This window comes from Acinetobacter sp. yr461 (assembly GCF_900110445.1).
Classification (GTDB): domain Bacteria; phylum Pseudomonadota; class Gammaproteobacteria; order Pseudomonadales; family Moraxellaceae; genus Acinetobacter; species Acinetobacter calcoaceticus.
This window is the reverse complement of sequence record NZ_FODU01000001.1, coordinates 1-24,148: the sequence shown is the minus strand read 5'-3', so window position 1 is coordinate 24,148 and position 24,148 is coordinate 1. Positions and strand designations below refer to the sequence as shown.

Genomic DNA, 24,148 nt, shown 5'->3' with positions numbered 1-24,148 from the left:
CCCTGAATGATCTTGATGTTAAGCAATCTGACGCATATCGATTACCCGCTTTGCCTTACCTTCCGAACGAGGTAAGGTCGCTTCTGTCACAACTTCTACAGTAACGCTAATCCCAATCATGGTTTTAATACGTTTCATCAACTCCTGAGCAAGTTGATTGGCCTGTATAGTACAGTTATGACACATCTCTGTACGAATATGCAAAGTATCCATATGTCCTTTTTTAGTCACCAAAATTTCATAATTTGGAACTAAATTCGGAACTTGCAAAATTTGCTCTTCAATTTGGGTCGGGAAAACATTCACACCGCGAATAATCAGCATGTCGTCACTACGGCCCACAATTTTATCCATTTTACGCATTGTCAGATTTTCTCCAGCGAGCAAACGGGTCAAATCACGGGTACGGTAACGAATAATCGGCAAGCCTTCTTTAGTAATGGTCGTAAAGACTAATTCGCCAAGTTCACCATCTTTACAAACTTCGCCAGTTTCAGGGTTAATAATTTCCGGATAGAAATGATCTTCCCAAATGGTTAATCCCTCGCCCTCGCCTAGGCATTGCATGGCAACACCCGGTCCCATCACCTCAGACAAACCATAAATATCAAGTGCTTTAATGTTGAGGCGTTCTTCAATTTCACGGCGCAGTTCGTTGGTCCACGGCTCGGCACCAAAAATACCGACTTTTAAAGACGTATTACGTGCAGTACCAAATTGTTGCTCGAGCTTTTCAATAATGCTCACGCAATACGATGGCGTAACCATAATTGCAGTCGGTTTAAAGTCTTGAATGAGCTGAACTTGTTTTTCAGTTTGCCCGCCAGACATTGGAATAACCGTTGCACCTAAACGCTCAGCGCCATAATGTGCGCCTAGACCACCTGTAAATAGTCCATAGCCATAAGCAACCTGAATCATGTCCTTAGCAGTTAAACCTGCCATGCGTAAGCAACGCGCAACGATGTCTGACCAAGTGTTAATATCTTTTTGGGTATAACCCACCACGGTCGGTTTACCCGTTGTTCCTGATGACGCATGTAAACGCACAATTTGCTCTTGCGGTACGGCAAACATCCCAAACGGATAGTTGTCTCTTAAATCCTGTTTCGTTGTAAATGGAAACTTTGCCAGATCGTCTAAAGTCACGAAGTCATCAGGATGTACACCTGCGTCATCGAACTTTTTCTTATAGACCGGACTATTTTCATATACAAAAGTCAGGGTTTGTTTTAACCGTGTAGTTTGCAGCTCTCTAAGTTCTGCAAGTGTTAATTGCTCAACATTATCCGTTGTAAGGCTGTCCATCGCCTCTCTCCTCATTATATAATTTTAAAAACCGTCTGAATTAATTTAAATTTTCCAAAATCAGTGCGACGCCTTGTCCAACACCCACACACATCGTGCAAAGTGCATAGCGTCCACCTCGTTTTTTTAGCTCACGTGTTGCCGTAATCACCAAACGTGTACCACTCATACCTAGCGGGTGCCCTAACGCAATCGCACCACCATTTGGGTTAACGCGTTCATCGTCATCTTTTAGACCGAGTTCACGCATACAAGCCAAAGATTGGGCTGCGAATGCTTCATTCAGTTCAATCACATCCATCTGATCTAGCGTTAAACCTGTCTGCTTTAAAATTTTCTGCACAGCCGGAACAGGACCTATACCCATATATTTGGGTTCAACCCCTGCACTTGCAATACCAATCACTCGTGCTAAAGGTTTTAAACCATGTGTATCTGCAAATTCACGGTTGGTAATTAACACACTCGCGGCACCATCATTTACACCAGAGGCATTTCCGGCAGTGACCGAACCACCTTCTTTTTTAAACGGCGCTTTTAGTTTTGCGAGTGCTTCAAGTGTCGTTTCACGTGGATGTTCGTCTCGATTAACAACGTTCACGTTTTTCTTACGATCTACAATCTCGACAGGCAAAATCTCATCGTTAAAAAAACCGTTTTGTTGTGCCGCAGCCGTTTTTTGTTGGCTACGCAATGCAAAAGCATCTTGGTCTTCACGACTAATCTGATATTTTTCAGCTACATTTTCGGCAGTTTCCGGCATGCTGTCTGTGCCGTACTGAGCTTTAAGTTGTTTATTTACAAAGCGCCAGCCAATGGTGGTGTCATAAATTTCAGGTGTACGGCTAAACGCTTCGGTTGGTTTAGCTTGTACAAATGGTGCACGGCTCATCGACTCAACACCACCTGCCAAAACGAACTGCACTTCACCTGCTTTAATTGAGCGTGCCGCAAGTCCTACCGCATCTAAACCAGAGGCACATAAACGATTGACGGTCATCGCTGGGACTGTATCAGGTAAGCCTGCCAAGAGTGTTGCCATACGTGCAACGTTACGGTTGTCTTCACCTGCTTGGTTAGCACATCCTAAAAATACTTCGTCTACCGTATTCCACGGTAAGTTCGGGTGTTTATCTTTTAAATATTTGATTGGCAATGCAGCTAAATCATCTGCACGTACAGCACTTAGGGCACCTGCATATCGTCCAATTGGGGTACGAATAAAATCGCAAATTAAAACGTCTTCCATGTTGACTCCTGATTATGCAAATGCGGTCATATCACGTGAATATTGAGTAGCAATGTTTTGAGTTTTCGCTACATATTGCTTGAGGTAGATACTCGCGCGATATTTTTCCTCTCCATACAGTGCATATAAGTTATTTAAGGTTTGGAGCACATAAGCGCCACCCATTTGTGTCAACCACTGGTAAGGACCTTTAGGATAATTCACTCCATATTTCATGGCATTATCAATATCTTCCAGACTCGCAACACCATGTAAACTTGCTTCACAGGCTTCATTAACGAGTAAAGCGATGGTACGTAAGGTTAACAGTGCCGGATGGTCTTTAATCCACATCACGCTGATACCAAACTGTGCAAAGTAAGCTTCAACTTTAGCGAGGTCACTTGCTTCACATAGTTCGTTATGACTGAGTACTAAAGTCTGCGCCTGTTCAAAATCATGATGCCAATCCATTAAAACCACTTTACGGCTTAGGTAATGAATATTGGCTGACTCACCTTGGCTTAAACGTAAGTCGATATCATCAATTTGAAGAATATTGTCATCACTCGCAGATCCGCTTTTTAAACCTAAACGCGTTAAAAAAGCAGGTAGCTGAGACCAAGCACCCTTTAGCTGAATACGTGCATCAATTGACTTGGTAACCACAGCTTTAGGCTGGAACGTCTCGTACTGATTTTTTTCATTGTAGGTATAAAAGCCTTGTTTTGACTTACGGCCCCAAGCGCCAGCATCGACTAACTCTTTTTGAATTAGGCTTGGACGGTAGCGTGGCTCGTAAAAAAATTCTTGGTAAACGCTTTGGGTCACCGAAAAGTTAACATCTTGCCCAATGAGGTCGGTGAGTTCACACGGTCCCATCGCAAAACCGCCACACTGCTTTAAGGCATAATCTAGCTGGTTGTAGCTGGTAACTTGTTCTTGCAGTGCTCTAAAACCTTCTGCATAAAACGGACGTGCAATTCGGTTAACAATAAAACCTGGAGTCGACTTGGTGAGTACCGGAATTTTTTTCCAACCGAGCATTAAGTTTTTTAAAGCCAAACATAAACTGTTTGGTGTTTTTAATCCTTGTACAATTTCAACCAGTTTCATGACTGGCGCAGGGTTAAAAAAGTGTAAACCTACTACGCGCTCAGGATGAGCAATGCCCGCCGAAATTGCAGTCACTGAAATTGAAGATGTATTGCTTGCAAAAATGGTTTGCGCACTACAAATTTCAGCAAGTTGTTTAAATAAAGATTGTTTAACTTCTTTTTTCTCAACGACCGCTTCAATGACCAAGTCAGCATCACGTAGCGCTTCAACTTGATTCACCACAGTTAAACGCGCTAAGGCTTCATCAGCTTGCTGTTGTGTGAGCTTGCTCTTTTCAACCAGCTTTTTAAAAGTCTGCTCCAAGCCCTCAACGGCTTGTTGTGCTTTTTGAGCGTCCAGATCATATAAAATGGTCGAGTGTCCATTGACGATGGCTAACTGGGCAATGCCGATGCCCATGGTGCCAGAACCAATTACGGCAATTCGGGCGTGAGATAAGTCTAAATCTGTCATGCTTAGCGCCCTTTAAAATTTGGTTCACGTTTACTCATAAAGGCTTGTACACCTTCACGATAATCTTCCGAGCGTCCAGCAATACGTTGTAAGTCACGCTCTAATAGCACTTGCTCATCAAAGGTGTTATTGCTTGATTGATGAATTGCTTTTTTAATAAGAGATAAACCGAAAGTAGGCTGTTTCGCTAAACGTTCTGCAAGTTCCGTGACTTTTGTTTTAAGCTCGGCATCTTCTACAACATCCCAAATCATGCCCCATTCTTTTGCTGTTTCTGCTGGTAGCTTGTCACCTAACAAAGTCAGACCCATAGCACGCGCATGGCCTACAGCACGTGGTAAAAACCATGTACCCGCCGAGTCTGGAACTAAACCTAAGCGGCAAAATGCTTGTACAAAGTTTGCCGATTTAGCTGCAATCACCAAGTCACACGCCAACGCAATATTTGCCCCTGCGCCTGCTGCCACACCATTTACGGCGCAAATCACAGGCTTTGGCATATTTACAATCGCTTTAATGAGCGGGTTATAGTAAGTTTCAATGGAATATCCTAAATCTGGAGCTTCAGCATTTGGGTCTACTACACGATCACCTAAATCTTGGCCTGCGCAAAAGCCTCGGCCTTCGCCACTAATCACAACACAGCGAACATCCGGATTTTTGCTCCACAGGTTTAAAACCTCAGCAACTTCACGGTGCATATCGACGTTAAAGCTATTCAGTGCTTTTGGGCGGTTAAATGTCAGGTAGCCAACACCATTTTTTTCTTCAGCAATAATATTTTGATAGTCCATCACTCACCTCTAAACACTGGCTTTCTTTTCTCAAAAAAAGCATTAATCCCTTCGTTTCGATCTTTTGTAGCCGCCAGCCAGACAAAGTTTTGACGTTCAAACTTGAGTCCCTGACTTAAAGTCGTTTCATGAATACTTTTAATTGACTGTTTAATCACGCGAATCGCTAAAGGCGCTTGTTTCGCAATTTTGGCTGCAAGTTGAATAGCATATTCAACGGTTAATTCAGTCGGTACAACCTGACTGCAAATAGCATGTTGCTCTGCTTGTTTTGCCGAAATCATCTCACCTGTCATGGCCCAGCGCATGGTGAGTTGTTGCCCAACCAAGCGCGCCAAACGCTGTGTTCCGCCTGCACCCGGCAACATGCCAAGACCAATTTCAGGTAAAGCAAAACGGGCATTTTCACCACAAATCACCATATCTGAATGCAAAACCAACTCAAACCCAGCGCCTAAGGCATAGCCATTGACGGCGGTAATGAGCGGCTTACTAAAAGCATCAATTTTTTGCCAAAGCTTCGGACGAATATCGAGTTGCAAAGTGACAGCGTCCATAGCAGCCAACTCGCTAAGATCTGCCCCAGCCGCAAAACATTGAGCGTTACCCGTTAAAACCACCGCTTTGACTTGAGTATTATGTTCAGCTTTTTCGAGCAACTCGCATAAACATTGCAATGTTGCATTGTTTAAAGCATTTCTTTTTTCTGGACGGTTTAGTGTTAATAACAAAACACCGTCAGCTGCTGTGCTGGCTTTAATCAACTCTTGCATGAGAGGCCTCTATTCATCAAAACTCAAACGAACATTCGAGCCCTTTGGCAAGGTCTGGCAACTGAGCACATAGCCCCTTTCGACTTCATCTTTTTCAAGACTATAGTTAAGGAACATATCCACTTCACCAGAAACAACTTTACAACGACATGTTGCACACACCCCACCTTTACAGGCATACGGTAAGTCAGCACCCGCACGTAAAGCCGCATCAAGAATACTTTCATCGTCTTGAGCCACAGAAACAATCAGCTCACGACCATCTAAAATGATGTTTACTTTTTCCTCTTTACGGTTTGCATCAGCTTCAGCACTACGTTTACGGGCTTGTCCTGTGTGGAAACGTTCAGTGTGGATTTTTTCTTTTGCAATACCATAGTTTGGCAACGTGTTTTCTACGGCATTCATCATTTCGTCTGGACCACATGCAAACACATGGTCAAAACTCGTTTCAAGCACATCAAAATCAAAAAGTTGTTTTAGCTTTTCTTCATCAATACGACCGTTCATTAGTTCACTATCGTTGAACTCACGAGAAAAAATATTGATGAGTTGAAAACGCTCTTTAAACTGATCTTTCAAATCCATAATTTGCTCGGCAAACATGGTTTGTTTCCATGAACGATTGCCATAGAGCAACGTAAATTTAGCTTCAGGCTGTTCAAACAGAACTTGCTTAACAATCGATAAAATTGGGGTAATACCACTGCCCGCAGCAACACCTAAAAAGTTTTGCCCGCCCATCTTGGCTGCTTTTTGAAAAAACACGCCTTGTGGTGGCATCACTTCAAGCACATCGCCCACTTTTAAATGGTCATTTGCCCAATGTGAAAATTGACCCTGATCAATTTTTTTAACAGCAATACTGATGTCTTCTTTTGCCGCATAGCTACAAATTGAATAACAACGACGGATTTCACCAGCTTCGGTTAAATGACGAATTGTTAAGTGTTGGCCCGGTTGAAATTGAAATTGTTCTTGTTGTTCTGGTACAACGTCAAATGCAATACAAATTGCCTGATCGGTTTGAGGCGTAATACTTTTTACTTTTAATGGTACAAATTGGCTCATGGCTGATTTCCTTATCTAAAGACTTAAATACATTTGAAGTAATCAAAAGGCTCAAGACAGTCCTGACATTTATAAAGTGCTTTACAGGCGGTAGAACTAAACTCTGTTAACAGTCGGGTATGTCGGCTTTTACAACGTGGGCACTCGATACCATCAATCAAATGAACATGCGTACCGCACTGATGTGCCAACCCTTCAGGTGGCGCAATGCCATAAACTTGCAATTTCTTTTTACCCACTTCAGACATCCAGTCCGTGGTCCATGCTTCTGATAAATCGACCATCACTTTGACTGGGGTCAACGCTTCTGCGGTAAATGCCTCAACAATTTGTGCTTTGAGCATATCTGTTGCTGGGCAACCGCTATATGTTGGCGTTAGACGAACTACAATTTCTTGTTGATCGTTAATGTCTACGCCCCGAATCATGCCTAAATCCACAACCGATAAAACCGGAATTTCAGGGTCACTTACCGTTTGTAGAACATCCCAACATTGGTCGATGCAATGACGAATCATGTGCATGGCTCACCTCCTTGTCTTACCAAGTCATTCCTGGATAAGTTCTTTGAATACTTTGCATTTCAGCCAACAAATAACCTAAATGCTCGGTATGCAATCCTTGTTTCGCACCACGGCGATAAGCACCGTTCACAGCAACATTCAATTCAAAACGCTTAAGCTCATCTGCAATGGTTTGGTTCCATTGTTCTTTTTCATTTGAAAAATCTGGAATCACACCTTGTGCGACTAAGGCTTGTTCATCTGCATTGAGTTCAAATAACTCGGCAGTGAAGCGCCATAAATTATTTAATCCGTCTTGAACACGTTGATGAGCTTCATCTGTGCTTAAACTCAAACGCTCCATCCAGCTTGTAGAAAAACGAATGTGATACTTCACTTCTTTTAAAGATTTCACAGCAAGCGCACTTAACTCAGGAAGTGAACTCTGTGTTAAAGCAGTGAATAAATGAAGATGGTAATGATCTATTAACCATTGGCGTACAATCGTTTGTGCAAAATCACCATTGGGTTGTTCACACAACAATAGATTTAAAAACTCACGCTCAGTACGGAAATACGCAAGCTGATCTTCATCACGTTTAGCTTCATCATATTGGCCTGCCAATGTCAGAAAGTTTCTTGCCTGACCTAATAAGTCCAAACCAATGTTTGCTAAAGCAATATCAATTTCAAGTTCGGGTGCATGCCCGCACCACTCAGCTAAACGCTGAGATAAAACCAGTTGACTATCGCCAATATGTAATAAGAATTTAGATAAAACTGAATGATTCATTTTCCAACCCCTTACATATGCTCAATGCCGTCTGGAATATGATAAAAAGTCGGATGACGGTAAACCTTATCTAGAGCAGGATCGAAAAATTCAGCTTTTTCATCTGGCTGTGAAGACTTAATGAGTTCTGAACGAATCACCCAAATGCTAATTCCTTCATTACGACGTGTATAAACATCGCGTGCATGTTGAAGTGCGATTTCATCATCTGGTGCTCTTAAGCTACCCACATGACGGTGGCTTAAACCTTGTTTACTACGTACAAATATTTCGTAGAGTGACCAGTTGTTTTTATCTTCCATTTTGATTTCCTCAAATTTTTCCATAAATCTTGTTAAGCCACTTTGTTCGCTTCAAGCTTCTGTTTTTTCGCGTAGACCACTGCCGCATCACGAACCCATTTGCCGTTTTCCCATGCTTTACGGCGCGCTTCTATACGCTCGTGATTACACGGTCCACGTCCGGCAATCACTTCATTAAATTCGTGCCAATCGATTTCGCCAAACTCATAGTGGCCTGTTTCTTCATTCAGTTTCAAATCTGGATCCGGTACTTCCAAGCCAAGCTGCAACACTTGCGGTACGGTGTTATCCACGAACTTTTGACGCAATTCATCATTACCAAAGCGTTTGACTTTCCACGCCAGACTTTGTGCGCTATTTGGAGAATGCTCATCACTTGGGCCAAACATCATGAGTGCAGGCCACCAATAGCGATTTACCGCATCTTGTGCCATTTGTTTTTGTTCTGGTGTACCGTTTGCCAAAGCCATCATCGCTTCAAAACCTTGACGTTGGTGGAAACTTTCTTCTTTACAAATACGTACCATTGCACGTGCATATGGCCCATATGAAGTACGGCAAAGTGCTACCTGATTGACAATCGCTGCCCCATCGACAAGCCAGCCAATTGCAGCAACATCTGCCCAAGTCAAAGTTGGATAGTTAAAGATTGATGAGTATTTCATTTTCCCATTAATCAATTTTTCCATCATGTCATCACGGTCAGCACCCAAAGTTTCTGCCGCGCTGTACAGATATAAACCATGCCCAGCTTCATCTTGTACTTTCGCCAACAAAACTGCTTTACGTTTTAAAGTTGGCGCACGAGTAATCCAGTTCCCTTCAGGCAACATACCTACAATTTCAGAATGGCCATGTTGCCCGATTTGACGAATCAATGTTTTGCGATAGGCATCCGGCATTTCATCCTTAGCCTCGATCGTAATGTCATTGGCAATATTTTGTTCAAATTTCTGGTAGTTGTTTTCCATTCTTTCATTCCCTGTAGGCATCACCCTTAAATCTATTTTTCGATACACTAAAAACAAAGTCAACCTATTTTTTAGTATCAAATTAAATCCACCAAACAAAAACACATTAAATAATTGAAATTAATAAAAATTAACCAATTGTAAAAAACTTTTTTACTTTTAAAAATCAAAATAAAGTTGACTTTTAGACAAATTAATCTGAAATTATGAATCATATTTTTGCAATTTTTATAATTGATGTATCACATAAAAAGGAGTTTAGTCATGCTTGAACAAGCACACCTAGAAGGAACCACAACTGACACAGATTTTCAGCAGTCTGAGCATCAACTACCTCACCTTGCTTCTTATGTCTATGGAACATGGCATTCGACGAGTGAAGAACTACGTCCTGTTTTCCATGCCATTACAGGTGAAGCTATTTATGCCGTAAGTAGTCATGGCATTGATATGAAACGTGTTGTTCAATATGCCAAACAAAATGGTTCAGAACTAGCAAACTGGACATTCCACCAACGTGCAAATGCCCTAAAACAAATTGCTCAATATTTACTTGAACGTAAAGAAGAGTTCTACAAACTTGCCTATGCAACAGGCGCAACCCGTAAAGATGCATGGATTGATATTGAAGGTGGTATCCAGACATTATTTGCTTATTCAAGTCTGGTTCGCCGCGAACTCAATGATGAAAAAATTATTACCGAAGACAGCTGGATTCAATTATCTAAAAATGGCACTTTCGGTGCCAAACACATTTTAAGTCCTAAAGCGGGTGTTGCAGTTCACATTAACGCTTTTAACTTTCCAATTTGGGGAATGCTTGAAAAAATTGCACCGACTCTACTTGCGGGTGTGCCATGTATTGTTAAACCTGCAACCGATGGTTCTCAATTAACTCAAGCTGTTGTAAAAGCCATTGAAGAAGCCCATGTATTACCAAAAGGCTCACTACAACTCATTTGCGGTCAGACTTATGACCTGTTAGAGCATTTAGGTCCACAAGACTGCGTCACTTTTACGGGTTCTGCCTACACAGGCCAAAAACTACGTAACCACCCTCACCTCAATAAATATTCGATTCCTTTTAGCATGGAAGCCGACTCGGTAAACAGTGCAATTTTAAGCTTAGAGGCAAATGAAGAAACGATTGATTTGTTTGTGCGTGAAGTCTTCCGTGAAATGACCACAAAAGCAGGTCAAAAATGTACTGCAATTCGTCGTGCTTTCGTTCCTGAAAATTTATTAGCGACTGTGCAAGAGAAGCTGACTGCCAAACTTGCTAAAGTTGTGGTGGGTGACCCTCAAAAAGAAGAAACCACCATGGGCGCTTTAGCAAGCATTAAACAAAAACATGACGTCGCAGAAAAAGTTGCTGAACTCAGCAAAGATGCAAAAATTGTTTTTGGTGACAGTGACTCCTTTACATTTAATGCGGACGATCCTGAAAAAGGTGCTTTTTTCTCTCCAACTTTATTGTTATGCGAACAACCTTTGCAAGCGACACATGTTCATACGACAGAAGCTTTCGGTCCAGTATGTACACTCATGCCATATCAAAACATTGAAGAATTGGCCGACCTCGTTTCACGTGGTGAAGGTAGCTTAGTGGCTTCAGTCGTTAAAAATAACGATGAGAATATCGAACAGATTATTCAAAAAATTGCGCCTTGGCATGGACGTGTGCATGTACTCGATGCAGATTCAGCTAAAGAAAGTACAGGACATGGTTCTCCACTTCCACATTTAGTACACGGCGGCCCTGGTCGTGCAGGTGGCGGTGAAGAGTTAGGTGGTATTCGCGCCGTTAAACACTATATGCAGCGCACAGCAATTCAAGGTTCTCCAAACAGCCTGACACAAATTACTCACTCATGGACTGCTGGTTCTAAGGTCAACGAAGACCGTGTACATCCATTTAAAAAGTCTTTTGATGAGTTAGTCATTGGTGAACGTTTATTAACGGCGCGGCGCACCGTAAGTGAAGCAGATATTGTCAATTTTGCTGGTTTAAGTGGTGATTACTTCTATGCACATACCGACAAAATTGCAGCTGCCGAGTCTTTCTTTGGTGAACGCGTTGCGCACGGCTACTTTATTGTTTCTGCCGCAGCAGGTTTGTTTGTAGATGCAGCGCAAGGTCCAGTTATTGCCAATTACGGTATGGACAACTTACGCTTTGTTGAACCAGTTAAAATTGGTGACTCGATTCAGGTTGAATTGACCTGTAAGCAGAAAACACCTAAGCCACAAAAAGATCCATCTCAGCCTGCTCATGGGGTTGTGGTGTGGGATATTAAAGTCAAAAATCAACGTGGTGAACTTGTCGCAACTTACGACATTTTAACTCTAGTTGCTCGTGATTTATAAATAGAACCCAAACTGATGGATAGCCAATTTATCCATCAGTTTTTTATTACATAGACGTTAAACTTACATCATAAGAAATAATGTAGTCTTCAAGTTAGTGATGAGCCAAAGGCCAAAATCTTTTTAGTCGACACCTTTTTAATGTACCGAAAAATAGCGACTTTAGAGTTATGTTGGACGAAAACGTTTAGCCAGTTTCTTTTGCAGAATAATAACGAGAATTGGGAACCCTGCTGCAGAAATTGCACATATCATCAGTAACTTGTTTACATTTTGTGGTGCCATACCATGATCAGGTAATAAAAAAGCAGACAGGAAGAATGCGATGGTTGTAACCAGATACATGATTGATGTCTGTAATGAAGAGAATCCAGCTCGTTGTCTATCATCAGGAAACTGAATCGAAACCACCGAAGATGACACCAAACGACTGTAAGATGCGCCGAGAAATAAAGTAATAAATAACGTTGCATATTGGTAGCCTAGAATTGGTATCAGCAAACTCAATATAAAGACGATGGTTGAACCTGTAGCCAGCATCAAAGCAGAAAAACGGGAGGTTAACGCCCCTGTGATTTTTGTAGACAGATAACCTATAACGCCCCCGCTGAAGAAGAGCCAAGGCAGTAGATCTTGCGAAGCGCCCAACTGCTGTATCATTAATGGCGCCAGAATAGGAATGACCAGCATAGGACTAAACTGTACAAGCGCATTACTGGAGGCGAACAGTAAAGTATCCATATCGAGGGGCAGCGCACGGAGCGTGTCTAAAGAGACTGGGTCTTGGGGTATGATGGATACAATCAATGGCAATGCCAACACACACAATGCACTTATTAGCCACAAAGCCACATGCCAACCATAATTTGTGCACAGAAATAATAGAGTGGGCATTCCTACAATGCTTACTATCGAAAATGACGCAATCACCGTCGCCAACATTTTTCCGCGCAAGTTAGGCTGTGCGTTGTTTATCAATATACTTATACCCACACCCATTGTCGTACCACCAACCAGCCCTGCACAGAATCGTAGTGCGAGCAGAAGACTATAACTGGATGTAAATGTAGTCAAAAGTGTTAGTAAACCTAACAGCGCCATATTAGCGATTAAAAAATTTTTCTTATTGAAATGACCAATCCAGTAAAAGGCAATAACTCCCGAAAGAACGGCACCAAGTGTGTACATGCCGGACACATAACCTGAGAACGATACAGGCACTGCAAAATCTGCTGCCATAAAAACAAAAACAGGGTTGAACACCATATATTCCAGTGCATTCGTGAACTGGACAAAAGCAATTACGATAGCTATCCGTATGAGGACTTTATGATTGACCGGAGGCATAGCAAGCAACCTATGGATAAAAGATATCCAAGTTTAACTACTATCAATGGTGTTTATTATATGGTAGAAATGGCACATATTATTATCAAATATGGGATAATTGATGCGTCCAGCTCTGGATTTTAATACCCTAAAAGTGTTCATTGCTGTGGTTGAAAGAGAAAGTTTTGTTGGGGCATCGAAAATCCTTGAAATGCCGACATCAAATGTTAGTCGCTGTATTTCTCAGTTAGAAGAAAAACTGGATCTTCAGCTCATTGAGCGTAGCACCCGACATATGAAACTCACTCAGGCGGGGCAACTACTCTATACCCGAGCAAAGCCATTACTGGAGGCGCTTGAGCAAACTGAGACAGAATTAACGTTGCGACAAATGCAACTCAAGGGCCCATTACGTATATGTATTCCCAATGAAATAGGTCCTGCATTGCTGGGTTCTGTTATTGCCGATTTCGCCTGTCAGTACCCGGACCTAGAGATCAGCTGTGTTACCAATTTGTCAGGTTTCGAATCTCTTCGAGATGATCTGGATTTAGCTATCATTATTACCCGCGGTCAGATGGATAACAGTGACTACATCACCCGTCATCTGGTGACTATCCCTTGTACCATTGTTGCAGCCCCCTCCATCATTCAGCGTTATGGCACCCCTAGTCATATCCAGCAATTTGAAGAATTGCCCTGTATTACAACGGTAAGTGCACTCAAAGGTGCACCTTGGCAATTTGTCAATAAAAAGGGTGAATTCGAGACCATCAAGGTTAAAGGGCATTATCGAGTAAACAGCGGAGAGATGGCCGGACAAGCTGCGATATCAGGTGTCGGTTTTGCAATTCTATCCAAACAAGCCTGCCAACCATACATTAGCGATGGACGGTTAATCGAGGTTGAGTTTGAACAATCGGCAGCTCCATTGCAATTGTTCGCACTTTATTCAAATCGCCGTTACTTACCCGCTAAAACAAGAGCGCTTATTGATTTCATACAGCAGAAATTGAGTGATAGTTTGAGCTGATAAGGCCACTTTCTTTTTGCTATTTATTTCCTCGCTCATTTTAGGAATCCTTTTTGTCAATCAGTCTCAATTTGTTAAGATAGCAACCGTGAAAAATTAAGTTAAGTTCTCACACACTGTTAACTCAATATTGACACTAAAAAAGGTACACTACAAAGGTATACTTTTTTCTTAGATTAAGTCAGATTTACACAGAAGTTGTTAGAATTGGTTCGATAACCAAACTTTCAAAGTTAACTTATTTATTATTGATTTTTTAAGGGTTTAATACGCATGAATAGCGCTGAAATCATGGCTGACTTATCTTCTCATACACCTATGATGCAGCAATATCTCAAAGTCAAAACGGACTATCAACATGCGTTGCTGTTTTATCGTATGGGTGACTTTTATGAACTCTTCTTTGAAGATGCTCATTTAGCAGCCAAACTTTTAGGCATCACCTTAACCCATCGTGGCAAAGCCAGTGGGCGACCTATTCCAATGGCGGGTGTTCCCTATCACGCGGCAGAAGGTTATCTTGCACGTCTTGTCAAAGCTGGGCGCACTGTAGCCATTTGCGAACAAGTTGGAGAAGTAACAGGTAAAGGTCCGGTTGATCGTAAAGTTGTTCGTATCCTCACTCCGGGTACATTAACTGATGATGCATTACTCAGCAGTTATCAATCATCCAATCTAGTTTCATTATGCATCCATCAAAATCAGATTGGTTTTGCTTTACTCGACTTAAGTGCAGGCATTTTTAAAGTTCAACAACAAGATTACAAGCCAGAACAATTGCCTATCGAACTTGCGCGTTTAATGCCAAGTGAAATTTTGATTGATGAAGACTTGGTCGACACGAATATTATCGAACAAATTAAAAAGCACTTAGATTGTCCCGTTACCAAACGCCCGAATGTAGACTTCAATCAAAATAATGCACAAAAAACCTTATGTGACCAGTTTACAGTATCAACGCTTTCAGGTTTTGGTTTAGACCCATTGCCTTTAGCCAAAGCTGCTGCCGCTGCACTCATTCACTATGCAAAAGAAACACAAAAAACTGCATTACCGCATATTCGTTCAATTCAACTTGAACAAAGCACAGACTTTATTGCGCTTGACCCAATCACACGTCGTAACTTAGAAATTATTGAACCGTTATTTGAACACGGAACGTCATTATTCCAACTGGTAAATGATTGCCAAACTGCAATGGGTGGACGCTTATTAAGCCGTACACTGATGCAACCTGTTCGTGATACCGCATTACTCGATGCTCGTTTAGATGCCATTGAGCAATTAATTCAGGGATATCATGAAAGCCCAGTTCGTTTGGTCCTTAAAGAAATTGGTGATATTGAGCGTGTGCTTAGTCGTGTTGCACTGGGCAGTGCGCGACCACGTGATTTAGTACAACTTCGTCATGCATGTGCACAAATTCCAGCTTTAAGAACGGCATTAACTCCAGTCATTCAAGCGAAAAAATCCAAACTATTAGTTCAACTTGATCAAGAACTTGGTGATTTTAAAGCGCTTCATCAACATTTGATGGCAGCCATTGTTGAAAACCCACCTGTATTACTTCGTGATGGCAATGTAATTGCAGAAGGATATGATGCTGATCTTGATGAATTACGCCAAATTCGCGATCACGCAGGTCAATTCCTCATTGATTTAGAAATTAAAGAGCGTGAACGTACAGGCATTAACACACTTAAAATCGGTTATAACCGTGTAAGTGGTTACTACATTGAACTCACTCGTGCTCAAGCAGAGCAAGCTCCAGCCGACTATATCCGTCGCCAGACTCTAAAAAATGCTGAACGCTACATTACCCCTGAGTTAAAAAGTTTTGAAGATAAAGTCCTGTCGAGCGAGTCGCGTGCATTAGCACGTGAAAAAGCATTATTTGAAGCTTTACTTGAAAACCTTCGCGAAAATATTGCTCATCTCCAAATGATGAGTTCAGCAATTGCTCAAATTGATGTGGTTGCTAACTTTGCTCATCAAGCACGCTTAAACAATTGGGCGCGTCCTGAATTTACCCCAGAAACGGGCATTAAAATTCAGGCAGGCCGTCATCCTGTAGTTGAAGCATTAAATAAAGCACCATTTACACCAAATGATACTTTTCTTGATAGCCAACATCGCATGGCAATCATTACCGGCCCAAACATGGGTGGTAAATCAACATTCATGCGTCAAACGGCATTAATTAGTTTATTGGCTTATTGTGGCAGTTATATTCCAGCCAAAGCAGCCAAACTCGGTCCAATCGATCGTATTTTCACTCGTATTGGTTCAGCCGACGATTTATCTACAGGCAAATCGACCTTTATGGTTGAAATGACAGAAACCTCTCAAATTCTGCATCATGCGACTAATCAATCTCTTGTTTTGATGGATGAAGTTGGCCGCGGAACCAGTACCTATGATGGCTTGTCTTTAGCATGGGCATGCGTGGTTGATTTAACCAAACGCGTCAAATGTTTATGTCTTTTTGCAACCCATTATTTCGAGTTGACTGAACTTGGTGGTGAAGCAGGAATTGATAACTACCATGTCACGGCGCAAGAGCTTAACGGTAACCTGATTTTATTGCATAAGGTTCAGCAAGGCCCTGCAAGTCAAAGTCATGGTTTACAGGTCGCAAAATTAGCGGGTATTCCTGCCAATGTGATTAAAGAAGCTCAAAAACGTTTGCGTATTTTGGAGAAACAGCAGCAGCAACATCTACAAACGAGCTTTCAAAATGATTTGTTTGCGCCACCAGATGCGAACGCTGGTTCACAAGTCATAGAGAAAGTTGTCGAAATAGAGGTTTCATCCCCTGCTCTAGATTTACTTAAACAAATTGAAGTCGATAACTTATCGCCTCGTCAGGCGCTTGAACAACTCTACGAGTTAAAAGCTGCACTAAAATCCTAATAAATCACGTCTGAATAAGCAGGCTTAGGTCTGCTTATTCATATCGGAGAATAATATTTATATGATTTTAAGATCTTTACAAAGTTCAGAAATCGATCTTATTTGGCAGCAGATTAGCCGCCGTGAATTAATCACTCAAATGTATATTCAAAATCAACACTTAGAATTGGTTGATTGTTTTTTTGATGTCCAACATTGGGACTCATATCATTTAGAAAATGACCCACCCAAACTGAAACAACTCTTTGAGCAAGGCTCAATATTTGTCGGTGCATTTGATGCCGCAGAAAAACTGGTTGGTGTGAGCGTAGTCTCAAATCAACTTATAGCGGATTACCCTCACGCGAAATTACTCCACTATTTCTATGTAGATGCAGACCAACAAGGTAAAGGCATTGGTGCCAAACTTATGCAAGCCGCAAAAGAGTCCGCCAAACAACTCGGTGCAAATCAACTGTATATTTCAGCGACACCAAGTCGACGCACTGTAGATTTCTACATTAAGCATGGTGCAGAACCGTTAAGTGTCCCAGATCAACAACTTTGGCAATTAGAACCTGAAGATATCCATTTGCTCTGTACCCTTTAGTTCTACAGGTTTAAGTGATTTTCAACAAAAAAAGCAGAAAATCAAAATTTGTAAAAGAAAAAATGAGAAATTAAGGTATTTAATAAAATAGATGGCTTGACTTAAATGACATCTGAATATTTAAAGGAAATATTTCTTAAGTAATTGTTTTATAAAACATATTATAATTTTAATTTTATAGATTAACACATCTTAAGGATGGAAGATCCGTTTGATTATCAACGTATTAACTTATCTTCATATGCATGAATAAAGAATATCAATAAAAGCAATTGTTTGTTTACCCCTTTTTTGCCTAAAATAAGCTATTCGAAATGAAACCATATTTTTTAGGTAGCTGTCGCCATGACCTTTGTTGTCACTGAAAATTGTATTAAATGTAAATACCAAGATTGCGTAGAAGTTTGTCCTGTAGACTGTTTTTACGAAGGTCCGAATTTCCTAGTGATCAATCCGGATGAATGTATTGACTGTGCATTATGTGAACCAGAGTGCCCGGCAAATGCAATTTTCTCTGAAGATGAGTTACCAGAAGGTCAAGAAGTATTTATTGAGCTCAATGCTGACCTTTCTCAAAAATGGCCTAACATTACTCAAATTGGTGATCAACCGGCTGACCGTGAAGAATGGAACGGCAAACCTGATAAATTACAATATCTTGAAAAGTAATTTCAAAAAAGATCAGCAACCGCTGATCTTTTTTATACCCTATTCAAACATTTCATTGCAATTTCCTCGTAATTTGTGCACTGTTTTGCATTAAAATAGCCGCAATATTTATAAGTGCTTAATTTTTCTTATGCGGAAGTTTTTGCAGAGTATGGTGCCCTTATGCATAATCCCAGCGGTTATGGTAGGTTGTGTCAGCTCTCCCCAACACACAACAACAGGCAAAACCTCTCCAAGTGGTAAACGAATCTTTATTCCACAAGAGCGCGTTATTATCGAGCGCCCAATTCCTCCTAAAGTTGAGCCTACATCTTATCGAGGTTGGTTAAGTTCTGGTGAAAATTACGAACGTGTTCGTGAATACGAAAAATTCTTAACCCGAAATAATGTCGCGGGCATTGTGCCAAGTTTTGAGCTATTACGTTCAGCACGCGATTGGCAAAAATGTGGGCGTTCAGAATATGCTGTGCCTAATCGTGAACTTTGGGGAAATTCTTTATCGACCCTTCGCGTATTTAAATATTTAGTTGCATCAAAAGTTCTAACCGACTTTGAAGTAACCTCGGTTTACCGAGATTTACCTTTAAATGAATGTGCTGGTGGCGCAAGCTCTTCTAAGCATTTATTTAATTCTGCAATTGATTTCCGTATTGGTCCTGAGTTTCCACAAGCTCAAGATTACGCATTTATTGAAAATACCAAATTTAAACTCTGTCAATTCTGGGCTCAGCATGGTCAAAGCTTAAATATGGGTATTGGTTTATATAGCTCCGGACAAATTCATATCGATACTCAAGGCTATCGTACTTGGGGACCTGATTTAACTCGAAGCAGTTCGATGTGTAATTTTTAAATTAAAAAACTCCTTTCAATCGAAAGGAGTTTTCACTTAAACCCATTACAAACGTTTGGCTAAAGAGATGAGTTTTGAGCGGTTTTTAAAGCCATGCTTTTTGTAAAAATCTTCGGAAATAGATGCTCTTAAAGTATGCAAAACAATGGTTTCTATATTATTTTCTCTACACTTTCCTTCTATATACTTTAAAAGCTTAGAACCAACTCCTTTTCCCTGATATTGGGGATGAATAAAAAAATCATCTAGATAATAACGAAGTCCTTGTATAGTTGGGTGAATATGCCCCATTCCTACACCAATTAATTGGTTTCCCCATTTTGCACAAAAGCCAAAAGAAGATGAATATTGAAAATATCTCTCAAAATATTTTCTAATTGGTTCTAAATCATCAAACTGCTCATTCCATGGCTCATTACTAAAAGCTGAACAATAAACCTCAATACCCTCTTCAAAATCTACACTTGTGAAAGCACACAACGTAATTCTCATTTATACATCCCTAACTACACATTGATAAAAATAAGCAAGAAATGAACCTTTTTATACTCCTTGTTTAATTTGGGTTGATAACTCAGAAAAAGTAATTTGCTCATTCAATAATCAACCAAAATTTACTGAAACGAAGATTTTTGCACTCTAGGCATAAACGTTTAAAATACCCCTATCAACATATAGGTAAATTTGATTATGCAGCAGATGTGGACAGACATTGACGAATATATCGATTCACATTTAATTCCCGAAGACCCGCGACTCGAATATGCATTAAAAAATACCGATGAACACGGCTTCTCAAATCATCTTGCAGTGGCTCCTAACCAAGGAATGTTCTTGCAGATGCTTATTCAAATGAATAAATGCAAACGAGTTTTAGAGATTGGAACCTTTGCTGCATACAGTACAATTTGGTTAGGCCGTGCGTTACCTGAAGATGGTTATTTACTGACGATAGAAGGCCGTGACACTCACGCAGAAATGGCACAAAAAAATATCGACCATGCAAATCTTCCTGTAAAAGTTGAACTTAAAACTGGCCGTGCCGCAGATATTCTTTCTGAGATTGATCCTCAATCTATCGAGCCTTTTGATTTTATTTTCATTGATGCAGATAAACAGGGATATCCGGAATATTTAGAATTGAGCCTGAAATTTTCCAGATCAGGTACAATTATTGTGCTTGATAATGTGATTCGCGCAGGTGATATTTTAAATCCAGATAATAAAAAACCAAGTATTGAAGGCATCCGTGAAATGTTTAAAGCCCTCGAAAACCATCCACAAATCTTGTCTTGTACAGCATTACAAACAGTTGGCTCAAAAGGCCATGATGGCTTCGCAATTGCAATTGTGAAATAATGGTTAAAAAATCGTCTTTTTTATTTTATTATTTATAATCAATAAATTACTTTTATTACAGTTGCTTTTCCATATAGTTATCCACAAGATTTGCGGATAACTATATGCAAATCTTATTATTTAGCTACCAACAATGGCACAGTCGCGTTTCGGAATACGGTTGTTGCAATACTTCCTAAGAAGAACTGATGAATTTTGCTATGACTGAATGCACCTAGCACAATGATTTGAATACCATGCTCTTGTTGGTACTCTAAAATATTTTGTGCAACATCGCCATAGCGATATACGGTCACTACATCTATACCCGCTTGTTTAAGGTAATGCTCAGGTTCATTGAGTACTTCTGGATGATCGCCGACATAAACCAAATGACATTGCAGTGTTCGCAATAAATCACTTTGAGCAATACGACGCATCATTTTTTGGCATGTCGGAGAATATTCATAGGCGAAAATAAATCGTGTCGGTATTTTAAAGTTTTCGCCAATGGTCAAAACAGTACAATTGGCCCCACGAATAAAGTTTTCTACATTACTTCCAATAGGTTTCTGTTTTTCGGCAGCTCTTTCACCTACTCGACCTAAAATTACGATGTCATTTTCATGCAAGAGATTAAAACTTTGCTCTAAAAAATCACCTTTTTCTTGAATTTTTGAACATGTAATTCCATGTTTTTCTTGAATAAGATCCGAAATATGACGAAGTAAATTATTGCTATAGTCTAAAGCGAGTTCACTTTGTTTTTGTTCCAGCTCAGCTAACTCTTTTAGCAGCATTGCATTGCTTTCAAAGCCAATTACTCCACTAATTTCACCAAGATGATAACTTGCAGGGTAATAGTCTAGAATTTGTAATAATACAAGTTCTCGTCCGGTTGCTTTAGCAACCCATGCTGCTGCATCGGCAATAGCATTAATACACGGTGATGAGTCAATACACGCAATAACACGGTTCATGTCAGCCTCTCTTCTTCAGGTCTTTTGCCTTGGAGATTATTCTTAAAACTTAGCTTTAACTTAACATAGATAAAAATTCGTATGTTAAGCTTTATGTATAAAAATCAACTTTTTTGTTTAAAGATCAAACATCTTATTACATTATTGAGACTGAATTATTCCCTTAAACGAAGAAATTTTGCGGGATTGCCACCTACAATATGGTACGGTTCCACATCTTTGGTCACCATGCTATTCATGCCGACCACAGCATGCTTACCTATTTTAATACCATCTTTAATACCCACATGTGCACCCAACCAAACGTCCTGCTCAATTTCAATTCCTTTAGAGGTGACAGGTTGCTGGTAAAGTGGACGATCTAACTGCATACCATGATCAAATGCATATAAGTGGCAATATGCAGCAATACGGACCTGATCATGCAACTTTATGCCGGCTCGCCCCCCATCTAAAATACAATGATGATTTATCGCGACCTCATTACCTATTTCAAGGGGTCCATGCAAACTGCAATCTGCTGCAATAAAACAATTATCACCAATAATAATTTTTCGTCCCGGTTCAGCAAAAATGTGAGCTAAGGGCGAGATAAAACAGTTTTTACCAATCTCAACTGTTTCCATCTCCATCAAATAAGCCTGATATTCTTGTTGCCACTCTTCGGCCCAAACACGATTTTTAGGTTTTAAAGTCCAATATAGCCATGGCATATAATTTAAACGGTGCTTATGTTGTTCCCGATATTTGAGTAAGGAATCAGTCATCATTTAATTCCTCTTCAGTTTTTAACTCTTCACGACCACGCGTTACATCTCTGAGTTTTAAGGCAAGTGGCTCAATTTGATGTATTTGTAGTCTTGCTTCGATATCTACACCCGTTGCAGTATAGGTTTCCTGATATTCAATTTGTTGTTGAGTAAGCTCATATTGAAATATTGCCCACTCATTAAAGTGACAGGAAAAATAAATAGTTTTCTTTGCAATGAGTTCAATACGCTCAGCCAATAGCAAACATTGCCCAGCACAGCCACCGTATGCTCTTACAAGGCCGCCTGTCCCTAGCTTTATTCCACCATACCAACGGTTAACCATTACAATAATATTAGTCAGGTCATTCCCTTCAATGGTTGCCAAGATTGGACGCCCTGCTGTTCCTGAAGGTTCACCATCATCATTAAAGCGAACATTGTGACCAATTTTCCATGCCCAGCATTGATGAGTTGTCGAGATATCTTTGTTTTGTTCTAAAAATTCTTTAACTTGCTGTTCATTTTCTACTGGTGCAGCGATAGCTTGAAATCTACTTTTTTTAATTTCTTCTTCAAACGTAACGGGTGATGCAATCGTAAAAGCCATAAATTAAATAAAGCATAATAAAAATCAAATTATAACGTGAATTTAATAGAATCAAACCCATAAAAAAAGCCCCGAATCTCGGGGCTTTTTTTATTATCTTTCTCTTAAAGCTTCTTTGGCTTTATTGAATGGTTTAAGCAAGTAATCCAGTACCGTTTTTTCACCCGTACGAATATCTACAGTTGCCACCATACCCGGTGTAATACCGTATGCCTTACCTTCTTTATTATAAAGCTTGTCTGAATCGGTTCGAATATAAACACGATAATAGAACTGGTCTTGTTTAACTTCATCACGAATCGTGTCTGGAGAAATAACCGTAACCTTACCTTTTAAACCACCATAAATTGAGTAGTCATAGGCAGTAATCTTAACCAGTGCTTCTTGTCCCGGACGAATAAATGCAATGTCACGCGGTAAAATACGCGCTTCAATGAGTAGCTGTTCATCAATCGGTACAATGGTCATCAACTTGCCATTTTGCGGAATAACACCGCCATGGGTGGTAACCGCAATTTCTTTCACAACACCGCGTACTGGTGCTTTAAAAATAGCACGATCTAAACTGTCACTACGACCCAGTACGACTTGTTGCTGCGTTTCAATATCGGTATTGGCTTTAGATAACTCTTCACGAGCCTTTACGAAATATTGGTTCTGCGCATCATTCATTTTGTTTCTAAGGTCATTTGCTTCGCGACGTAAACGTAAAACTTCAACCTCACTTGCCGCGCCTTTAGCAACTAACGGTTCGGTCATTGCCAGCTCTTGTTGTACCAGTTGCAAAGCCTGTCTAAAACCTGCAAGTGTTTGTTCGAGATTAGCTCTGCGGGATGCAAATAATGCGGTTTCTTCATGTACAAGTTTTGGTTCTTTCAGCACAATTTCAGGAAAAGCCAATGGTGTACCATTTACTTCTGCCCGCAAACGTGAAGCTGTCGCCTGAGCAGAAATAAGCAAAGATCTTGATTCACCGACATTCGATGCCAAACGGGTGGGATCTAGTTGTGCAAGAATTTCGCCTTTTTGAACAATATCGCCTTCTTGTACATTCAGCTTGGTTAAAATACCGCCCTCTAAAGACTGGATAACCTGCTCTTTAGACGATGGAACCACTTTACCCGTGCCGGTAGAGACTTCTTCAAGTTTAAATACCCATGCCCAGATAAAGAAAATAACTAAACCAATCCCCACAATCCAGATCACTAAACTGGCACGTGGTAATGGTGGCTCAGTATAAGAGACATTCATTGAACGGGTGAGTTCTTGTTCTTGTTGTGGTTCGCTCATGAATTACCCCCTTGCACTTGTTTTTGTTGGGCTGTTGATTGATTAAGGACCTGATCTCTTGGACCATCCATCACGATTTTGCCTTCGTTAACGACAATAATACGGTCCACCAG

General features: G+C 40.5%; 23 protein-coding genes and 1 pseudogene. 7 read left to right on the top strand and 17 right to left on the bottom strand.

Annotated features, from left to right (window positions below; all coding sequences use genetic code 11):
* Nucleotides 1-18: 18 nt before the first annotated feature.
* From paaK to paaA, 10 genes are read right to left on the bottom strand one after another with little or no spacing between them, the layout of a single operon-like run.
* Entirely contained in the window at nucleotides 19-1,308 is a 1,290-nt protein-coding gene (gene paaK / locus BMW38_RS00115; protein WP_092705345.1) for a phenylacetate--CoA ligase PaaK, read from the bottom strand.
* Between the two features lie 40 nt (nucleotides 1,309-1,348).
* Nucleotides 1,349-2,557 (bottom strand): 3-oxoadipyl-CoA thiolase, encoded by a 1,209-nt coding sequence (gene pcaF, locus BMW38_RS00110; RefSeq protein ID WP_092705344.1) that lies wholly within the window; start codon nucleotides 2,555-2,557, stop codon nucleotides 1,349-1,351.
* Between the two features lie 12 nt (nucleotides 2,558-2,569).
* On the bottom strand, nucleotides 2,570-4,108 hold the full coding sequence (locus BMW38_RS00105; protein ID WP_092705343.1) for a 3-hydroxyacyl-CoA dehydrogenase: 1,539 nt from the start codon (nucleotides 4,106-4,108) through the stop codon (nucleotides 2,570-2,572).
* A gap of 2 nt (nucleotides 4,109-4,110) precedes the next feature.
* The gene (gene paaG, locus BMW38_RS00100; RefSeq protein ID WP_092705342.1) at nucleotides 4,111-4,902 is read right to left on the bottom strand and encodes a 2-(1,2-epoxy-1,2-dihydrophenyl)acetyl-CoA isomerase PaaG; all 792 of its coding nucleotides are present in this window, start codon (nucleotides 4,900-4,902) and stop codon (nucleotides 4,111-4,113) included.
* Entirely contained in the window at nucleotides 4,902-5,675 is a 774-nt protein-coding gene (locus BMW38_RS00095) for an enoyl-CoA hydratase-related protein (RefSeq protein ID WP_092705341.1), read from the bottom strand. Before BMW38_RS00095 ends, paaG begins: the two co-directional genes overlap by 1 nt.
* A 9-nt stretch (nucleotides 5,676-5,684) precedes the next feature.
* Complete coding sequence (gene paaE, locus BMW38_RS00090; RefSeq protein ID WP_092705340.1) at nucleotides 5,685-6,746, bottom strand: 1,2-phenylacetyl-CoA epoxidase subunit PaaE; 1,062 nt, start codon at nucleotides 6,744-6,746, stop codon at nucleotides 5,685-5,687.
* A gap of 23 nt (nucleotides 6,747-6,769) precedes the next feature.
* Nucleotides 6,770-7,270 (bottom strand): 1,2-phenylacetyl-CoA epoxidase subunit PaaD, encoded by a 501-nt coding sequence (gene paaD, locus BMW38_RS00085; protein WP_092705339.1) that lies wholly within the window; start codon nucleotides 7,268-7,270, stop codon nucleotides 6,770-6,772.
* A 16-nt stretch (nucleotides 7,271-7,286) separates the two neighbouring features.
* On the bottom strand, nucleotides 7,287-8,042 hold the full coding sequence (paaC, locus tag BMW38_RS00080; RefSeq protein WP_092705338.1) for a 1,2-phenylacetyl-CoA epoxidase subunit PaaC: 756 nt from the start codon (nucleotides 8,040-8,042) through the stop codon (nucleotides 7,287-7,289).
* Between the two features lie 11 nt (nucleotides 8,043-8,053).
* A complete protein-coding gene (gene paaB / locus BMW38_RS00075) occupies nucleotides 8,054-8,344 on the bottom strand; it encodes a 1,2-phenylacetyl-CoA epoxidase subunit PaaB (RefSeq protein ID WP_213031068.1) in 291 nt (96 codons plus the stop codon).
* 32 nt (nucleotides 8,345-8,376) lie between these two features.
* Nucleotides 8,377-9,315, bottom strand: a complete 939-nt coding sequence (gene paaA, locus BMW38_RS00070; protein ID WP_092705336.1) for a 1,2-phenylacetyl-CoA epoxidase subunit PaaA — start codon at nucleotides 9,313-9,315, stop codon at nucleotides 8,377-8,379.
* 264 nt (nucleotides 9,316-9,579) lie between these two features.
* Here paaA and paaZ point away from each other — a divergent pair, with 264 nt between their 5' ends.
* Nucleotides 9,580-11,682 carry a phenylacetic acid degradation bifunctional protein PaaZ gene (gene paaZ, locus BMW38_RS00065; protein WP_092705335.1) on the top strand — a complete coding sequence of 701 codons (2,103 nt, stop codon included), beginning with the start codon at nucleotides 9,580-9,582 and terminating at the stop codon, nucleotides 11,680-11,682.
* A 168-nt stretch (nucleotides 11,683-11,850) separates the two neighbouring features.
* Here paaZ and BMW38_RS00060 read toward each other — a convergent pair whose 3' ends face one another.
* Nucleotides 11,851-13,029: an MFS transporter gene (locus BMW38_RS00060; RefSeq protein WP_092705334.1), complete on the bottom strand. Its 1,179-nt coding sequence runs from the start codon at nucleotides 13,027-13,029 to the stop codon at nucleotides 11,851-11,853.
* A 103-nt stretch (nucleotides 13,030-13,132) separates the two neighbouring features.
* On the opposite strand from BMW38_RS00060, the gene BMW38_RS00055 reads away from it, so the two are divergent.
* From BMW38_RS00055 to BMW38_RS00035, 5 genes are all read left to right on the top strand, one after another.
* Nucleotides 13,133-14,044 carry a LysR family transcriptional regulator gene (locus tag BMW38_RS00055; protein WP_092705333.1) on the top strand — a complete coding sequence of 304 codons (912 nt, stop codon included), beginning with the start codon at nucleotides 13,133-13,135 and terminating at the stop codon, nucleotides 14,042-14,044.
* Nucleotides 14,045-14,317: 273 nt separating this feature from the next.
* Complete coding sequence (gene mutS / locus BMW38_RS00050; RefSeq protein WP_045435827.1) at nucleotides 14,318-16,957, top strand: DNA mismatch repair protein MutS; 2,640 nt, start codon at nucleotides 14,318-14,320, stop codon at nucleotides 16,955-16,957.
* Between the two features lie 61 nt (nucleotides 16,958-17,018).
* Entirely contained in the window at nucleotides 17,019-17,546 is a 528-nt protein-coding gene (locus tag BMW38_RS00045; protein ID WP_092705332.1) for a GNAT family N-acetyltransferase, read from the top strand.
* A 345-nt stretch (nucleotides 17,547-17,891) separates the two neighbouring features.
* On the top strand, nucleotides 17,892-18,215 hold the full coding sequence (gene fdxA, locus BMW38_RS00040) for a ferredoxin FdxA (protein WP_003650851.1): 324 nt from the start codon (nucleotides 17,892-17,894) through the stop codon (nucleotides 18,213-18,215).
* A gap of 130 nt (nucleotides 18,216-18,345) precedes the next feature.
* Nucleotides 18,346-19,068, top strand: coding sequence for a D-Ala-D-Ala carboxypeptidase family metallohydrolase (locus BMW38_RS00035; protein ID WP_198078827.1), 723 nt, complete (start codon nucleotides 18,346-18,348; stop codon nucleotides 19,066-19,068).
* A gap of 45 nt (nucleotides 19,069-19,113) precedes the next feature.
* Here the strand turns inward: BMW38_RS00035 and BMW38_RS00030 are convergent, their stop codons facing one another.
* Nucleotides 19,114-19,560, bottom strand: a complete 447-nt coding sequence (locus BMW38_RS00030; RefSeq protein ID WP_045125211.1) for a GNAT family N-acetyltransferase — start codon at nucleotides 19,558-19,560, stop codon at nucleotides 19,114-19,116.
* Between the two features lie 198 nt (nucleotides 19,561-19,758).
* Between BMW38_RS00030 and BMW38_RS00025 the strand changes: the two genes are divergently transcribed.
* The gene (locus BMW38_RS00025; RefSeq protein ID WP_056478888.1) at nucleotides 19,759-20,427 is read left to right on the top strand and encodes an O-methyltransferase; all 669 of its coding nucleotides are present in this window, start codon (nucleotides 19,759-19,761) and stop codon (nucleotides 20,425-20,427) included.
* Nucleotides 20,428-20,543: 116 nt separating this feature from the next.
* Here BMW38_RS00025 and BMW38_RS00020 read toward each other — a convergent pair whose 3' ends face one another.
* The 5 genes and pseudogenes from BMW38_RS00020 to BMW38_RS19265 form a co-directional block, all read right to left on the bottom strand.
* Nucleotides 20,544-21,386 (bottom strand): universal stress protein, encoded by an 843-nt coding sequence (locus BMW38_RS00020; protein WP_092705331.1) that lies wholly within the window; start codon nucleotides 21,384-21,386, stop codon nucleotides 20,544-20,546.
* Between the two features lie 155 nt (nucleotides 21,387-21,541).
* The gene (locus tag BMW38_RS00015) at nucleotides 21,542-22,153 is read right to left on the bottom strand and encodes a chloramphenicol acetyltransferase CAT (protein ID WP_045435838.1); all 612 of its coding nucleotides are present in this window, start codon (nucleotides 22,151-22,153) and stop codon (nucleotides 21,542-21,544) included.
* Entirely contained in the window at nucleotides 22,146-22,745 is a 600-nt protein-coding gene (locus BMW38_RS00010; RefSeq protein WP_092705330.1) for an IMPACT family protein, read from the bottom strand. Before BMW38_RS00010 ends, BMW38_RS00015 begins: the two co-directional genes overlap by 8 nt.
* 93 nt (nucleotides 22,746-22,838) lie before the next feature.
* Nucleotides 22,839-24,035 (bottom strand): HlyD family type I secretion periplasmic adaptor subunit, encoded by a 1,197-nt coding sequence (locus BMW38_RS00005; RefSeq protein WP_092705329.1) that lies wholly within the window; start codon nucleotides 24,033-24,035, stop codon nucleotides 22,839-22,841.
* Nucleotides 24,032-24,148 (bottom strand): annotated as a pseudogene (locus BMW38_RS19265) (ABC transporter ATP-binding protein); the annotation flags it as partial. The pseudogene BMW38_RS19265 and the gene BMW38_RS00005, both read right to left, overlap by 4 nt.

Bases quoted from the DNA above. Each gene is read 5' to 3' on its own strand.
- paaK (WP_092705345.1), bottom strand. From the start codon at position 1,308: ATGGACAGCCTTACAACGGATAATGTTGAGCAATTAACACTTGCAGAA.
- pcaF (WP_092705344.1), bottom strand. From the start codon at position 2,557: ATGGAAGACGTTTTAATTTGCGATTTTATTCGTACCCCAATTGGACGA.
- BMW38_RS00105 (WP_092705343.1), bottom strand. From the start codon at position 4,108: ATGACAGATTTAGACTTATCTCACGCCCGAATTGCCGTAATTGGTTCT.
- paaG (WP_092705342.1), bottom strand. From the start codon at position 4,902: ATGGACTATCAAAATATTATTGCTGAAGAAAAAAATGGTGTTGGCTAC.
- BMW38_RS00095 (WP_092705341.1), bottom strand. From the start codon at position 5,675: ATGCAAGAGTTGATTAAAGCCAGCACAGCAGCTGACGGTGTTTTGTTA.
- paaE (WP_092705340.1), bottom strand. From the start codon at position 6,746: ATGAGCCAATTTGTACCATTAAAAGTAAAAAGTATTACGCCTCAAACC.
- paaD (WP_092705339.1), bottom strand. From the start codon at position 7,270: ATGCACATGATTCGTCATTGCATCGACCAATGTTGGGATGTTCTACAA.
- paaC (WP_092705338.1), bottom strand. From the start codon at position 8,042: ATGAATCATTCAGTTTTATCTAAATTCTTATTACATATTGGCGATAGT.
- paaB (WP_213031068.1), bottom strand. From the start codon at position 8,344: ATGGAAGATAAAAACAACTGGTCACTCTACGAAATATTTGTACGTAGT.
- paaA (WP_092705336.1), bottom strand. From the start codon at position 9,315: ATGGAAAACAACTACCAGAAATTTGAACAAAATATTGCCAATGACATT.
- paaZ (WP_092705335.1), top strand. From the start codon at position 9,580: ATGCTTGAACAAGCACACCTAGAAGGAACCACAACTGACACAGATTTT.
- BMW38_RS00060 (WP_092705334.1), bottom strand. From the start codon at position 13,029: ATGCCTCCGGTCAATCATAAAGTCCTCATACGGATAGCTATCGTAATT.
- BMW38_RS00055 (WP_092705333.1), top strand. From the start codon at position 13,133: ATGCGTCCAGCTCTGGATTTTAATACCCTAAAAGTGTTCATTGCTGTG.
- mutS (WP_045435827.1), top strand. From the start codon at position 14,318: ATGAATAGCGCTGAAATCATGGCTGACTTATCTTCTCATACACCTATG.
- BMW38_RS00045 (WP_092705332.1), top strand. From the start codon at position 17,019: ATGATTTTAAGATCTTTACAAAGTTCAGAAATCGATCTTATTTGGCAG.
- fdxA (WP_003650851.1), top strand. From the start codon at position 17,892: ATGACCTTTGTTGTCACTGAAAATTGTATTAAATGTAAATACCAAGAT.
- BMW38_RS00035 (WP_198078827.1), top strand. From the start codon at position 18,346: ATGCGGAAGTTTTTGCAGAGTATGGTGCCCTTATGCATAATCCCAGCG.
- BMW38_RS00030 (WP_045125211.1), bottom strand. From the start codon at position 19,560: ATGAGAATTACGTTGTGTGCTTTCACAAGTGTAGATTTTGAAGAGGGT.
- BMW38_RS00025 (WP_056478888.1), top strand. From the start codon at position 19,759: ATGCAGCAGATGTGGACAGACATTGACGAATATATCGATTCACATTTA.
- BMW38_RS00020 (WP_092705331.1), bottom strand. From the start codon at position 21,386: ATGAACCGTGTTATTGCGTGTATTGACTCATCACCGTGTATTAATGCT.
- BMW38_RS00015 (WP_045435838.1), bottom strand. From the start codon at position 22,153: ATGACTGATTCCTTACTCAAATATCGGGAACAACATAAGCACCGTTTA.
- BMW38_RS00010 (WP_092705330.1), bottom strand. From the start codon at position 22,745: ATGGCTTTTACGATTGCATCACCCGTTACGTTTGAAGAAGAAATTAAA.
- BMW38_RS00005 (WP_092705329.1), bottom strand. From the start codon at position 24,035: ATGAGCGAACCACAACAAGAACAAGAACTCACCCGTTCAATGAATGTC.